The organism is Kitasatospora sp. NPDC004289 (assembly GCF_053602875.1).
This window is the reverse complement of the sequence record NZ_JBSGEL010000073.1, coordinates 1-14,210: the sequence shown is the minus strand read 5'-3', so window position 1 is coordinate 14,210 and position 14,210 is coordinate 1. Positions and strand designations below refer to the sequence as shown.

The following is a 14,210-nucleotide window of genomic DNA, read 5'->3' as shown; positions in this document are numbered from 1 at the left end:
TCAGCTCATCGCCTTCGGCGTTCCTGCGGCAGGCCGCTCGAGCTCGTCCGAGGGTGGCGGCTGCCCGTCCTACACAGGGCCCAGACCACCGGCTGGGGCGTGCTCTATTGCGCGTTTCCCGTGCTCCTGTCTGGCATTACCCGGGTCCACTGGGTGGTTCACCCCAGCCGACCGCCGGAATGTTCTCGGCGGCGGTGTTGACCTCCGCGTCGGCCGGGATCCCCCTCGGCCTCCTGCCAGACCGGAGCGGCCCGAGGGCGGCGACGACGGCAGGCTCTGCTGCTTGGCGAGCACGGGTGACGCTTCGCCTGCGGGGGTGTGGCAGTGCGGGTAAGAGATCGAACCCGTTGAGTCGGCAGCCACGAAAGATGATTACTGAAGGTAGCGAGATGGCGTGCTGACCAGTGCTGGCAAGGGCAGTGGGTGATCATCGCGGGTTCGATCTGCCCGTGCTCATTTCACACTCATTTCACACCGCGAGGCCCAGAGGTGCTGCAGCCAACCCCTTCTCAGACGTTTCCGCAGGTCAGGAACCTGCCTGACCTGCGGAAACGATGAGAAGTCAACCTGCGTTTCCGCAGGTCAGAGGGGGTCCTACAGGTCGTAGTAGAGCTCGAACTCGTGCGGGTGCGGGCGCAGCGCGATCGGGGCGATCTCGTGGGTGCGCTTGTAGTCGATCCAGGTCTCGATCAGGTCCGGGGTGAAGACGCCGCCCGCGAGCAGGTACTCGTGGTCGGCCTCCAGGGCGTCGAGGACGGCGCCGAGGGAGTTGGGGACCTGGGGGACGGAGGCGTGCTCGTCGGGGGCCAGCTCGTAGAGGTCCTTGTCGACGGGCTCGAGGGGCTCGATCTTGTTCTTGATGCCGTCGAGGCCGGCCATCAGCATGGCGGCGAAGGCCAGGTACGGGTTGGAGGCCGGGTCGGGGGCGCGGAACTCGATGCGCTTGGCCTTGGCGTTGGAGCCGGTGATCGGGATGCGGATCGCGGCGGAGCGGTTGCGCTGGGAGTAGACCAGGTTGACCGGGGCCTCGAAGCCGGGGACCAGGCGGTGGTAGGAGTTCACCGAGGGGTTGGTGAAGGCGAGCAGCGAGGCGGCGTGCTTGAGGATGCCGCCGATGTAGTAGCGGGCGGTGTCGGAGAGGCCCGCGTAGCCCTGCTCGTCGTAGAAGAGCGGGGAGCCGTCGCTCCACAGGGACTGGTGGACGTGCATGCCGGAGCCGTTGTCGCCGAAGATCGGCTTGGGCATGAAGGTGGCGGTCTTGCCGTTCCGCCAGGCCACGTTCTTGATGATGTACTTGAACAGCATCAGGTCGTCGGCGGAGTGCAGCAGGGTGTTGAACTTGTAGTTGATCTCGGCCTGGCCGGCGGTCCCCACCTCGTGGTGCTGGCGCTCCACCTCCAGCCCGGCGGCGGCGAGTTCGAGCGACATCTCGGCGCGCAGGTCGGCGAAGTGGTCGACCGGCGGGGTGGGGAAGTAGCCGCCCTTGTACTTGACCTTGTAGCCGCGCACGTCGCCGGTCTCGGAGCCGGAGTTCCAGGCGCCGGCCTCGGAGTCGATGTGGTAGTACGAGGCGTTCGCGCTGGTCTCGAAGCGGACCGAGTCGAAGACGTAGAACTCGGCCTCGGGCCCGAAGTAGGCGGTGTCGGCGATGCCGGAGGAGGCCAGGTAGGCCTCGGCCTTGCGGGCGACGTTGCGCGGGTCGCGGCTGTAGGCCTCGCCGGTGATCGGGTCCTGGATGAAGAAGTTGATGTTGAGGTGCTTGTCCTTGCGGAACGGGTCCAGCCGGGCGGTGGCCAGGTCGGGGACGAGCGCCATGTCGGACTCGTGGATGGCCTGGAAGCCGCGGATCGACGAGCCGTCGAACATCAGGGTCTCGGACGGGTCGAAGGTCGCCGCTGGCACGGAGAAGTGCTGCATGACGCCCGGCAGGTCGCAGAACCTCACGTCGACGAACTTGATGTCGTTGTCCGCGATGTACTGCTTGACCTCGGCGGCGTTGTTGAACATCCATCCTCCTCAGCGAGCGCGTTTTAGGGGTCAACCCTAGGAATCGGCCGTTTCCGGCTGGTGACCCTTTCGTTTCCTAGATGTTAACCGGGCTGCTCAAGGGGGAGTCAAAGGCGTACGGTTCCGGGCAAATCAGCACCCGTGGACGGCAGGTGTCCGACAAGTGGTCCAGACCACTCGGCGAAGGCCGCCGAGAGCGATTCACCCGCTCGGGGGGAGGGGCCCGAAGATCGCCGGGACTGCCCGGATAGTGTGGATTCGTGGACACCAGAGAAGCGTTGGGATCGTGGATCGACGGACCGAAGGCCGCCGCCGAGAAGATGGGCGCCGACTTCGGGTACCGGGGTGAGCGCCTCGGGCTGCCCAAGGAGGGCCCCGGCTCGCTGGCTGGCCCGGGCCGGCGGATCGGCGCGCTGTTCGTGGACGGCTGGCTGTGCAGCCTGGTCTCCTTCGGGCTGATCGCCCAGGGCGCCCCGGGGTCGGCCAACATGTGGACCACCCCGCTCTACTACGCCGTCGCCGTGCTCCTGCTCTCCACCACCGGGACGACGGTCGGCAAGCGGCTGTTCGGCCTGCGGGTGGTCCGGCTGGACGGCGGGCGGGCGAGCATCCCGCAGGTGCTGCTGCGCACCCTGCTGCTCGTCCTGGTGATCCCGGCGGTGGTCTGGGACCGCGACACCCGAGGGCTGCACGACAAGGCCGTGCGCACCGTCGAGGTGCGGATCTGACCGGACGCCGGAGCAAGTGAACGGCCCCGCCGCGAGAGTCTCGCGGCGGGGCCGTGGCGTTGGTGGGGGAGCGGTCAGCGGACCTGGCCGCCCTTGGGCATCCGTGCGCCCTTGGGCATCGGGCCCTTGGGGATCGGAGCCTTGGAGAGCAGGTCGCCCAGCGCGCGCAGGCGGTCGTTGGTCTCGGTGACCTGGCCCGGGGTGATGGAGCGCGGCAGGCGCATCAGGTGCACCTGGAGCTTCTTCAGCGGCACCTCGCCCTCGCCGTTGCCCACCACGATGTCGTGCACCGGGATGTCGCCGACCACGCGGGCCATCTTCTTCTTCTCGGCGGCCAGCAGGGCACGCACCCGGTTCGGGTTGCCCTCGCCGATCAGCGCGATGCCGGGGCGGCCGATCGCGCGGTAGACGGCGTCCTGGTTGCGGGTGACCGCGACCGGGGTCGGGTTGGCGCTCCAGCCGCGGCGGATGTTGTTCAGCACGGCCGCGACGGCGCCCGGCTGACCCTCCATCTGGCCGAAGGCGGCCCGCTCGGCGCGTCGCCCGAAGACGATCGCCATGGCCAGGAAGGCCACGATGAAGCCGAGGATGCCCAGGTAGATCGGGTGGTCGATCGCAAAGCCGATGGCGAGGAACACGCCGAAGGTGAGCAGACCGACGGCCGCGATGATCAGGCCGATCTTGGTGTCGACCTTCTTGGTCATGGTGTACGCCTGGCGGATCTGCTTGAGCCGCCCAGGGGTTTCGGATGTTTGCCTCGCCATACCGCTCATGGTACGTGGCGGGAGCACGGGATATCCAAGGGCGCCCCCAAACTGCAACCCGGACGCGCCCCCGACGGGTGCCCGCCGGCCGTCCGCCGGCCGTCCGGCGACCGCGCAGGTCAGGCGTGGCGGCGCTGTCCGTCGGCCTCGGCCGGGAAGAGCCCGGCCACCTCGGCGCGGTCCGCGGCGTGCTGCCGGTTCTCCACGACCGCCGACCAGGCGTTGCGGCGGGCCCTCAGCTGGCCGCCGGCCAGCAGGGCACGCTCGGTGCGGCGCAGTGCGTAAACCAGGACTCCGGTCTTCTTCTGCATGCTGTCAGGGTCCCCCTCCTGTGTTGCCGGGCGGTGACCGAACGGTCAAAGCCCGATGAAAAGCCCGCAGGAACGGACCTGAACGGTCCGCGGTGCTCCGGAACGGCCGGGAGGCCGGGGCGTTCGCCCCGGCCTCCCGCCGTACGTCCGATCAGACCGCCGCGCGCTCGCGGTGCTCCAGCGCCTGCCGGTACAGCCGCCCGGCGCGGTACGAGGAGCGAACCAGCGGGCCCGACATGACGCCGGCGAAGCCCAGCTCCTCGGCCTCCTCCTGGAGCTCGACGAACTCCTGCGGCTTGACCCAGCGCTCGACGGGGTGGTGCCGCACCGAGGGGCGCAGGTACTGGGTGATGGTGATCAGCTCGCAGCCGGCCCCGACCAGGTCGGCCAGCGCCTGGCTGACCTCCTCGCGGGTCTCGCCCATGCCCAGGATGAGGTTGGACTTGGTGACCAGCCCGGCCGCGCGGGCCTGGGTGATGACGTCCAGCGAGCGCTCGTAGCGGAAGGCGGGGCGGATCCGCTTGAAGATCCGGGGCACCGTCTCGACGTTGTGCGCGAGCACCTCGGGGCGGGAGGAGAAGACCTCGGCCAGCTGCTCGGGCACGGCGTTGAAGTCCGGGATGAGCAGCTCGACGCCGGTGCGGCCGGCCTCGCGGCCGGCGGTCATCGCGTGCACCTGGCGGACGGTCTCGGCGTACAGCCAGGCGCCGCCGTCCTCCAGGTCGTCGCGGGCGACGCCGGTGATGGTGGCGTAGTTGAGGTCCATCGTGACGATGGACTCGGCGACCCGGCGCGGCTCGTCCCGGTCGAAGTCGGCGGGCTTGCCGGTGTCGATCTGGCAGAAGTCGCAGCGGCGGGTGCACTGGTCACCGCCGATGAGGAAGGTGGCCTCGCGGTCCTCCCAGCACTCGAAGATGTTGGGGCAGCCGGCCTCCTGGCAGACCGTGTGCAGCCCCTCCTTCTTCACCAGCGACTGGAGGGCGTTGTACTCGGGCCCCATCTTGGCTCGGGTCTTGATCCACTCGGGCTTCCGCTCGATGGGGGTCTCGCTGTTGCGGACCTCCAGGCGGAGGAGCTTCCTGCCGTCGGGCGCGACAGCGGACACGTGCGACTCCTAGAACTAGACGGGGTACCCCTAGGGTACGCCTGTGCTTGTGCGGGTTTCACCGGGCGCGTGCCCTGTATTCGCAGGGGCGACAGCGCGTGACGGGCGGGTGGCATTCCCGCGCGGGGCGGGGTGCCGGGGGCCTCAGCGGGCCAGGGCGGGCTCCGGCAGCTCGGCCAGCACCTCGCGCAGGTGCCGCTCCACCACCGGCAGGGCTGCGGCGACGCCGAAGTCGCGGCCCAGTTCGGAACTGATCGAACCGACCCCGGCGTCCCGGATCCCGCAGGGCACGATCCGGTCGAACCATGTCATGTCGGGGTCGCAGTTGAGCGCGAAGCCGTGCATCGTGACGCCCCGGGCGACCCGGACGCCGATCGCCGCCAGCTTGCGGTCGTCGCCGCGCTGGCCCGCGTTGGAGGGCGCGTACTCGGGGCCCGCCAGGCGCGGGTCGATGCCGAGCGGCAGGCCCATCCGCAGGGTCAGCTTGCCGATCTCGACCACCTCGGACGGGTCCACCACCGCGCCGGGGATCTCGGCGCCGAGCTTCCAGACGCCGCTGCGGCCCTCGATCCGGGTGGTGGCGATGCCGACCTCGCCGCAGGCGCGGATCAGCGCCTCCTCGAGGCGGCGCACGTACGCGACCACGTCGATCGGGTCCGGCAGCTTCACGATCGGGTAGCCGACCAGCTGGCCCGGGCCGTGCCAGGTGATCTCGCCGCCCCGGTTGACCTGCACCACGGGGGTGCCGTCCAGGGGGTAGTCCTCGGGGTTGGTGCGCTTGCCGGCGGTGTACACCGGCTGGTGCTCCAGCAGCAGCACGGTGTCGGGGATCTCGTCGGCGACGCGGAGCTCGTGGAGCCGCTGCTGCTCGGCCCAGGCTTCCTCGTAGGGGACCGAGCGCTCGCCTATGCCCATGTGCACGAACCGTACGTGCTCGCTCACCGCTGCTCCTTGCCAGGCGTCAAAACCGACCACGCCACTGTACGCCGCCGGCTCGTGGTGCCCGGAGGGCACCAGGGGCGCGGGGAACTGCGCGAGTACGGAAGGCGGACCAGGGCCAGGTCGGGGCAGTCGAGCCAGTTGCCCGTGCTGCCGTTCCCCCGCGCGCAGTTCCTCGCGCCCCCGGCGTGACCACTTATGGCGTTGCGAGAAGCTGCAGGCGGAGGGCGAGTTGGAGCTCCAGCGACCGTTCCGGGTGGTTCCAGTCCGGGCCGAGCAGGACCTCGACGCGGTCGAGGCGTTGGACGACGGTGTTGACGTGGACGTGGAGCTCGTCCTTGGCGCGGGTGAGGCTGCCGCCGCAGTCGAAGTACGAGCGCAGGGTGCGGACCAGCTCCGTGCCGCGCCGGGCGTCGTAGTCGAGCAGCGGCCCGAGGGTGGCCCGGACGAAGGCGGCCACGTCGTGCCCGTCGCCGAGCAGGACGCCCAGGAAGCCGAGGTCGGCGGCGGAGGCGCCGTCCCCGTCCCGCCCGAGCACCCGCAGGGCTCGGACGCAGCGCAGCCCCTCCCCGTACGCGGCGGCCAGTTCGACCGGCCCGGTGGCGACCCGTCCGGCGCCGACCGTCACCGGCGTGCCGGTGAGCCGGGCCAGGCGTTCGGCGGCCTGGGCGGCGGCCTCGCCCGCGCTCGGTGACCCTTCGTCGGGGAGCAGCAGCACCACGGCCTCGCCGTGCTCCGCGCTGAGGCCGCGGGCGCCGAACAGGTAGCGGGCGGCGGCTCCGGCGAGCCGGGCCCGTTCGGCGGGCGGGGCGGCGGGCGGGGCGGCGGCGACCAGCACCAGGTGCGGGCGGTTCAGGTCGACGCCCAGGCGTCGGCCGCGGGCGACCAGGCCCGCCGGGTCGCGGCCGGGGGCGGTGAGCAGGTCGGCGACCAGTTCGCCGCGGACCCGGTTCTCGGCCTCGGCCACCGAGCGGCGCAGGAGCAGCAGCAGGGCGGTGACCACCCCGGCCCGTTCGAACAGGCGGCGGTCGGCGTCGTCCAGCCCCGGCCGGCCGAGCAGCACGATGGCGCCGAGGGGCTCCTGGCCGGCCAGCACCGCGCAGATCCAGGCGTCGCCGTGCCGGACGGCGCGCCCCTCGGCGCGCGAGGCGGCGGCGAGCTCCGACAGTCCGTCAGGCCCCGGCGCGCGCCCGGACAGTACGAGCCCCTCGGCGTCGTACACGCCCACCTCGCCGCCGAGCAGGGCCGCCACCGCGGCGGCCACGTCGGGGACCTCCGCGCCGCGCAGCACCAGGTCGGTGAGGCGGTCGTGGGCCCGTTCGGCGCGCTGGACGGCCTCGGAGTGGGCCTGGATGACGGCGTTGGCGGTGTTCAGTTCGGCCAGTGCGGCCCGGGTCTCGGCCAGGGAGTTGGCGGTGTCCAGGGCGATGGCGGCGTGCGCGGCCAGGGTGCAGAGCAGGGCCACCTCGTCGGGGGAGAAGGCCCGGGCCGAGCGGTCGGCGGCGAACAGCACGCCGATCACCTGGCCGCCGAGCAGCAGCGGCACGCCGATGATGGCGACCAGGCCCTCGTCCAGCACGCCCGCGTCGATGGTGCCGGTGTGGTGGAAGCGCTCGTCGGTCCGGTAGTCCGGGGTGGCGTACGGGCGGGCGGACTGCGCGACCAGGCCGCCGAGGCCGTCGCCGAGGCTGAGCCGCAGGTTCTGGAAGAGCGCGGAGACGGAGCCGTCGGTGACCCGCATGTAGGTGTCCCCGGCGGCCCGGTCCGGCAGGGTCAGGTAGGCGGTGTCGGTGCCGAGCAGCATCCGGGCCCGGCGGACGATGGCCTGCAGGACGGAGTCCAGGTCCCGGGAGGCGGCCAGGTCCCCGGCGGTGTCGAAGAGCGCCGTCAGTTCGGCCTCCCGGCGCCGGTGCTGACGCAGCGTCCGGTGCACCCGCAGGGCCAGCCAGGTGGCGTCGTCGATCTCGGCCAGCACCGCCGCCGGGGCGCCCCGGCGGCGCGCCTCGGCGAGCACCTCGCCGAAGTCCTCGGTGGCGGCGCCGGAGGCGAGCAGGTCGAGCAGCCGCCGCAGGGCGGCGGCGCTGCTGGGGAGGGGCGGGTCGTCCATGGTGCGGGCCATCGTGCCAGTTCTCTGCCGGGTGCGCAGCGGCCGGTACCGCACTGGTACCGGCCGCCGCGTGACGAACGATCAGACCTTGGCCAGGGCGGGGGCCTCGTCGGCGCCCACCTCGGCGAGGTCGCGGCCGCGGGTCTCGCGGGCGCAGAGGACGGCGACCACGGTGATCACGGCGGCGATCGCCACGTAGACCGAGATCGGGGTGGAGCTGCCGTAGTCCTTGAGCAGGGCGGTGGCGATCAGCGGCGCGGGGGCGCCGGCCGCCACCGAGGCGAACTGGGCGCCGATGGAGGCGCCGGAGTACCGCATCCGGGTGGCGAACAGCTCGGAGAAGAAGGCCGCCTGCGGGGCGTACATCGCCGAGTGGAAGACCAGCCCGACGGTGACCGCGAGCAGCAGCGAGCCGAAGCTCTTGGTGTCCACCAGTCCGAAGAAGACGAAGGCCCAGACGCCGACCCCGACCGCGCCGACCAGGTAGACCGGCTTGCGGCCGACCCGGTCGGAGAGCGCTCCGAAGAGCGGGATCAGCGCGAACTGGACGGCCGAGGCGATCAGCACCGCGTTGAGCGCGGTCTGCTTGGGCAGGTGCACGTGGCCCACCGCGTAGGCCAGCACGAAGGTGGTCATCACGTAGTAGGAGATGTTCTCCGCCATCCGCGCGCCCACCGCGGTGAGCACCTCGCGCCAGTGGTGGCGCAGCACCGCGACCAGCGGCGGCTGCTCGGGCGCCTGCGCCTCGCGCGCCGCGGCCGCGGCCAGCGCCTGCTGGAACAGCGGGGACTCGTCCACCGCCAGCCGGATCCACAGGCCGACCATCACCAGCAGCGCGGAGAGCAGGAACGGCACCCGCCAGCCCCAGGACACGAAGGCCTCGTCCGACAGCACCGCGGTCATCAGCGAGAGCACGCCGGCCGCCAGCAGGTTGCCCGCCGGGGCGCCGCCCTGCGGCCAGGAGGCCCAGAAGCCGCGCCGCTTCGCGTCCCCGTGCTCGGAGACCAGTAGCACCGCGCCGCCCCACTCGCCGCCGAGCGCGAAGCCCTGCACCAGCCGCAGCGCGGTCAGCAGCAGCGGTGCGGCCACGCCGATCTGGTGGTACGTCGGCAGCACGCCGATCAGGGTGGTGGAGCCGCCCATCAGCAGCAGGCTCAGCACCAGCAGCTTCTTGCGGCCGATCCGGTCCCCGAAGTGGCCGAAGACCAGCGCGCCGATCGGGCGGGCGGCGAAGCCGATGGCGTAGGTGAGGAAGGAGAGCAGGGTGCCGGTCAGTGGGTCGCTGTTCGGGAAGAAGACCTTGTTGAAGACCAGCGCGGCGGCGGTGCCGTACAGGAAGTAGTCGTACCACTCGATGGTGGTACCTATCAGGCTCGCGCCGACGACCTTCTTGAGGGAGGCGCCGGAGGTTCTCGCGGCGTCGGGAGAACTGGGCATGCGTCACCACTTCTTGGGGGGAGGGGAGTTGCAGGGGGGATCAGTGTGCGGTCCAGCCGCCGTCCACCGGGAGGGAGGCCCCGGTGATGTAGGAGGCGGTCGGGGAGCACAGCCAGACGGCGAGCTGGGCCACCTCGTCGGGCTCGATCAGGCGCTTGACGGCGGTGCGTTCGAGCATGATCTGCTCCACCACCTCGTCCTCGTGGATGCCGTGGGCCAGCGCCTGGGCGGCGATCTGCTTCTCCACCAGGGCGGTGCGGACGTAGGCCGGGTTGATGCAGTTGCTGGTGACGCCGTACGGGGCGCCCTCCAGGGCGACGGTCTTGCTCAGGCCCTCCAGGCCGTGCTTGGCCGTCACGTAGGCGGACTTGAAGGGGCTGGCGCGCAGGCCGTGCACCGAGGAGATGTTGACCACCCGTCCCCACCCCTGCTCGTACATGTGCGGCAGGGTCCGGCGCAGGATGCGGAACGGCGCCTCCACCATCACCCGCTGGATCAGGGCGAAGCGGTCCGGCGGGAACTCGTGCACCGGCGCGACGTGCTGGAGGCCCGCGTTGTTGACGACGATGTCGGCGTCGTCCGGCAGCGCGTCGGCGGCCGCCGGGTCGCCCAGGTCGGCGACCACCGGGACGCCGCCGATCCGGGCGGCGAGCTCCTCGGCCGGGGCCGCGGCCAGGTCGACGACGTAGACCCGGGCGCCGGCCGCCGCCAGGGCCTCGGCGCAGGCCCGGCCGATGCCCGAGGCGGCGCCGGTGACCAGTGCCGTACGGCCGTCCAGCGGCCGGGCTGAAGAGGTGTCCATGGCCGAGAACGGTAGGAAGTGGCGGCCCTCGCTCATATGTGCCGGGACCACACAGGGTGGCGCGGAGCCGTGGTGGACGAAACCAGGTGGTCCATTCGGCGACAGGCTCGGTCCAAGCCAAACACCCACCGACGCACCTTCCCTACAACGGGCGCCATTGCATCACCCGTTCGGAGGATTGCCCGCCCAGATCCACCCATAGCGGCGAAATGCTCGCTACATTCGCGCCGATTCCCGACAGGGGGCGCACCTCCAGACAGGTGGGGGCTGGTGGGGCGCTCGAGAGGTGAGACAGATATGCCCCAACGGCCTGCAACCGACAGCCCGGCGTACGGACAGCTCGACCCGCACGATCCGCACGACCCGCACCTCGACGATCCGCACGAGCGGGCCGCCGGGGCCGAGGCGCTGCCCGGGGACCGGGCCCGCGCCGCTGACACCACCTCAGGGGACCGGACCCAGAACCCACGTCTCGCCGCACTGATCGAGGAGGCCGGCTTCTCGCACGCCGGGCTGGCCCGCCGGGTCGACCAACTCGGCCTGGAGCACGGCCTGGACCTCCGCTACGACAAGACCTCCGTGACCCGCTGGCTGCGCGGGCAGCAGCCGCGCGGCGCCACCCCCGCGCTGATCGCCGAGGTCTTCACCCGCCGCCTGGGCCGCCGGCTCACCGCCCAGGACATCGGCCTGGACGCCTGCGCCCCGGTCTACGCCGGGCTGGAGTTCGCCGAATCGCCGCAGGAGGCGGTCGACATCGTCGCCTCCATGTGGCGCAAGGACACCGGCCTGCAGTCCGAGCTGCGCCGGATCGCCTTCACCCCGGCCGGCCTGGTGGTGCCCAGCCGGGACTGGCTGATCGGCCGCACCGACGAACGGGTGGCCCGCGACGGCTCGGTGCCCGGCCTGCCCGACGCACCGTCAGCGGCCCGTCCGTCGCTGCCCGGTGGACCGCAGGCCGGTGCGCGCGGCGTGGTGCCGCCCGCCCGGGGCGTGGCCGTCCCCCGGGTGCCCGGCCGGGTCCCCGCCCAGAGCCGCGGCGGCCTGCCGCCGCTCGGTGAGCAGGAGGCCCGCGAGCAGCGTCCGACGCTGCGGGTCGGCCGGGGCGACATCGCCGCCATCCGCGCCGTCGGGGACCTCTTCCGCGCCCTCGACCACGCCTACGGCGGCGGCCACGCCCGGCAGGCCCTGGTGCGCTACCTGGAGAGCGAGGCCGAGCCGATGCTGCGCGGCCGGTACGGCGAGCAGATCGGCCGCGCGCTGTTCGGCGCCGTCGCCGACCTGACCAGGCTGGCCGGCTGGACCTCCTTCGACATCGCCGCCCACGGCCTGGCCCAGCGCTACTTCGTCCAGGCGCTACGGCTCTCCCAGGCCGCGGGGGACCGCGTGCTCGGCGGCTACGTGCTCACCACCATGAGCCAGCAGGCCGTCCACCTCGGCCACGGCCGGGAGGCGATCCAGCTGGCGCGCGTCGCCCAGCAGGGCGTCGGCACCGCCGCCGCGCCCACCGTCCAGGCCCTGATGCACGCCGCCGAGGCCCGCGGCCACGCCCTGCTCGGCGACGTCCGGGCCTGCACCACCGCCCTGGTGCGCTGCGAACGGGCCCTGGGCATCGCCCGCCCCAGCGACGAACTCCCCTCCTGGGCGCGGTACTTCGACGAGGCCCAGCTGGCCGACGAGTTCGCCCACTGCTACCGCGACCTCCAGCAGTGGCGGCCCGCCGCGCAGCACGCCGAGAAGTCCCTGAGGCTGCGCACCCCGGCCTTCGCCCGCAGCCGCATCCTCTGCCGCCTGGTCCTCGCGAGCTCGCGCCTCGGCCTCGGCGAGGTGGACGAGGCCTGCGGCCTGGCCACCGAGGCGCTCCGCGCGGCCGGCGAGATGCGCTCCGCCCGCACGGTGGAGTACCTCCGCGACTTCCACCGCCGCCTCACCCCGTACCGGGCCGGCCAGGCCGCCCGCGCCTTCGACGAGGCCGCCCGCCAGGCGGGGGTGATCTGACCGGCCGTCAGGTACGGGCCCCGCACGCCGCAGGCCCCGGCCGGGGGAGGGCCGGGGCCTGCGGGATGGGAAGGGCGAGCCTGACCGGCGTGGGGGAGTCCTGTCGGTCTCGCCGTGGTCGGTGGGGCCGGGGGAAGGGAGGGGTGCGCCCGTGCGGACGGGTCGGTGCTGTGCTGCCTCGCGGTGGTGCCGGCTCGGTGCCGGTGCCGGTGCCGGTGCCGGTGCCGGTGCGGTTCGGTGCCGTGCGGTCGGGCCGGGTGGCGCTGGGTGGCGCTGGACGTCAGGCCGGGTCGCGCGGGCGGCCGGTCTCGCGGAGGAGCCGGTCCGGTGCCGCGTGCCAGAGCGGGACCACTGGTATCGGGTGCGCGGGCGGAGCGGGCGGGATCACGACGACGGGCGGCACCGCCTCGGTGCTGGGGGAGGCGAGGATCGCCAGGCCGTCGGTTGCCATGCATAGACGGTAGGCCCGCGCGCCGGGGCGCCGCCCGGTGGTGACCGACACTCCGTCACCTCCGGCCGCGCACCTCACCAGCTCTCGGCCCGCACCCGGGGAGCTCCCTCCGGCGGGGGCGGCGTGCCCTGTCCGCGCAGCCGCTGCGCCAGCAGCGGGAAGAGCAGCACCGAGAGCATCCCGGCCCCCACCAGCGCCGCCGCCGTGGACGAGGGCAGCCGCCCGTCGTCCACCTCGATGGTGGTGATCACCACGACCAGCGGCAGCGCCGTGGCCCCGAACAGCCCGAGCGCGGCCCTGTCCCGCCGGCCCAGCTCCGGCGGGGCCAGCAGGGCGGCCGGCACTCCGCGCAACACCAGCAGCAGGAGCAGGAAGAGCGGCACCAGCAGGAGGGTCCCCGGGTCGTCGAGGAGGGCCTTCAGGTCGAAGTTCATCCCGCTCACCACGAAGAAGACCGGCACCAGGAAGCCGAATCCGATGCTCTCCAGCTTGGCCTCGATCACCTCCTCCTCGGCCTCCGCCACTTCGGAGAGCAGCAGCCTGGAGACGATCCCGGCGGTGAACGCGCCCAGCAGCATGTCCAGGCTCAGCCAGATCGCCGCCCCCACCATCGTGGCCAGCACCAGCATCACCAGCCGGATCGCGAACTGCCCCGAGGTCCGCATGGTCCGCCGGATCAGCCGGGTCGCCCAGTCCGGGCGCGGACGGCGCGCGTAGCCCACCGCCGCGACCGTGATCAGGGCGAACGCGCCGAGGATGACCGCCGACTTGGCGGGCGTGTTGCCGCTCAGCAGCACCGCGATGGCCACGATCGGGCCGAACTCGCCGACCGCCCCGGTGGCCATCGTCATCGACCCGAACGGCGTCGGCAGCACCCCAGAGTCGCGCAGGATCGGCAGGATGGTGCCGAGCGCGGTGGTGGTCAGCGCGAGGCCGGCGAACGCGCCGTTCAGCGGGCTCGGGTTGATCAGCGCCCCGAAGCCGAGCGCCAGCACGACGGTGACCAGCCAGGCGGCGACCGCCCGCTTGAGCGGCCCGCCGCGCAGCCGCGCGAAGTCGATCTCGTAGCCGGCGAGGAACATCAGCATCGCCAGGCCGAACTGCGACAGCGCGTCCACCAGGTCGCCGACGTCGGCCCAGTGCAGCACGTCCGGGCCGATCAGCACGCCGAGCACGATCTCGAACACCACGGTCGGGACGGCGAGCCACCGTTGGAGGCGGTCCGCCAGCAGCGGCGCGGCGACGGCACAGGCCGGGATCAGGACCAGCGCGACGGCATCGGCGTCCTCGGCCGTCATGGGCGATATGCCCGACTCTGCGTCATATCGTCATCCTGGCACGACCCCCGGCGAAAAGAGGTGAGGCCGGGGGCGCGAGGAACTGCGCGAGTCGGAAGGCGGCTCGCCTGCAACTTGACCGCCGTCAGCCAGTTGCCCGTGCTGCTGTCCCCCCGCGCGCCGTTCCCCGCGCCCCTGCGGGGCGCTGCCCTGCCGGGCCGGGAGGCCCGGGGGCGCGAGGAACTGCGCGGGTCGGAAGGCGGCTCGCCTGCAACTTGACCGCCGTC

Annotated in this window: 12 protein-coding genes; 2 read left to right on the top strand and 10 right to left on the bottom strand. The window is 72.6% G+C overall.

The window, feature by feature from the left end; genetic code table 11:
• Positions 1-594: 594 nt before the first annotated feature.
• A complete protein-coding gene (glnA, locus tag ACWEPF_RS33045; protein ID WP_345284807.1) occupies positions 595-2,007 on the bottom strand; it encodes a type I glutamate--ammonia ligase in 1,413 nt (470 codons plus the stop codon).
• A 260-nt stretch (positions 2,008-2,267) separates the two neighbouring features.
• Here glnA and ACWEPF_RS33040 point away from each other — a divergent pair, with 260 nt between their 5' ends.
• Positions 2,268-2,735: an RDD family protein gene (locus ACWEPF_RS33040; protein ID WP_345284805.1), complete on the top strand. Its 468-nt coding sequence runs from the start codon at positions 2,268-2,270 to the stop codon at positions 2,733-2,735.
• A 74-nt stretch (positions 2,736-2,809) separates the two neighbouring features.
• Here ACWEPF_RS33040 and ACWEPF_RS33035 read toward each other — a convergent pair whose 3' ends face one another.
• The 7 genes from ACWEPF_RS33035 to ACWEPF_RS33005 form a co-directional block, all read right to left on the bottom strand.
• Positions 2,810-3,499 (bottom strand): DUF4191 domain-containing protein, encoded by a 690-nt coding sequence (locus ACWEPF_RS33035; RefSeq protein WP_345284803.1) that lies wholly within the window; start codon positions 3,497-3,499, stop codon positions 2,810-2,812.
• A 119-nt stretch (positions 3,500-3,618) separates the two neighbouring features.
• A complete protein-coding gene (locus ACWEPF_RS33030; protein ID WP_345284801.1) occupies positions 3,619-3,810 on the bottom strand; it encodes a hypothetical protein in 192 nt (63 codons plus the stop codon).
• A 151-nt stretch (positions 3,811-3,961) separates the two neighbouring features.
• Positions 3,962-4,915 carry a lipoyl synthase gene (gene lipA / locus ACWEPF_RS33025; protein WP_345284799.1) on the bottom strand — a complete coding sequence of 318 codons (954 nt, stop codon included), beginning with the start codon at positions 4,913-4,915 and terminating at the stop codon, positions 3,962-3,964.
• Positions 4,916-5,059: 144 nt separating this feature from the next.
• Complete coding sequence (gene lipB / locus ACWEPF_RS33020; RefSeq protein WP_380150215.1) at positions 5,060-5,830, bottom strand: lipoyl(octanoyl) transferase LipB; 771 nt, start codon at positions 5,828-5,830, stop codon at positions 5,060-5,062.
• A 220-nt stretch (positions 5,831-6,050) separates the two neighbouring features.
• Positions 6,051-7,973, bottom strand: coding sequence for a helix-turn-helix domain-containing protein (locus tag ACWEPF_RS33015; RefSeq protein ID WP_452175479.1), 1,923 nt, complete (start codon positions 7,971-7,973; stop codon positions 6,051-6,053).
• 69 nt (positions 7,974-8,042) lie between these two features.
• Positions 8,043-9,398: an MFS transporter gene (locus ACWEPF_RS33010; RefSeq protein ID WP_345284795.1), complete on the bottom strand. Its 1,356-nt coding sequence runs from the start codon at positions 9,396-9,398 to the stop codon at positions 8,043-8,045.
• A gap of 40 nt (positions 9,399-9,438) precedes the next feature.
• Positions 9,439-10,200, bottom strand: a complete 762-nt coding sequence (locus ACWEPF_RS33005; protein ID WP_345284793.1) for a 3-hydroxybutyrate dehydrogenase — start codon at positions 10,198-10,200, stop codon at positions 9,439-9,441.
• Between the two features lie 297 nt (positions 10,201-10,497).
• Here ACWEPF_RS33005 and ACWEPF_RS33000 point away from each other — a divergent pair, with 297 nt between their 5' ends.
• On the top strand, positions 10,498-12,195 hold the full coding sequence (locus ACWEPF_RS33000; RefSeq protein WP_452175478.1) for a regulator: 1,698 nt from the start codon (positions 10,498-10,500) through the stop codon (positions 12,193-12,195).
• Positions 12,196-12,475: 280 nt separating this feature from the next.
• On the opposite strand, the gene ACWEPF_RS32995 is transcribed toward ACWEPF_RS33000, so the two are convergent.
• Both ACWEPF_RS32995 and ACWEPF_RS32990 read right to left on the bottom strand, forming a co-directional pair.
• The gene (locus tag ACWEPF_RS32995) at positions 12,476-12,646 is read right to left on the bottom strand and encodes a hypothetical protein (protein ID WP_452175477.1); all 171 of its coding nucleotides are present in this window, start codon (positions 12,644-12,646) and stop codon (positions 12,476-12,478) included.
• 74 nt (positions 12,647-12,720) lie between these two features.
• Positions 12,721-13,944 (bottom strand): cation:proton antiporter, encoded by a 1,224-nt coding sequence (locus ACWEPF_RS32990; RefSeq protein WP_345284787.1) that lies wholly within the window; start codon positions 13,942-13,944, stop codon positions 12,721-12,723.
• Positions 13,945-14,210: the final 266 nt, after the last annotated feature.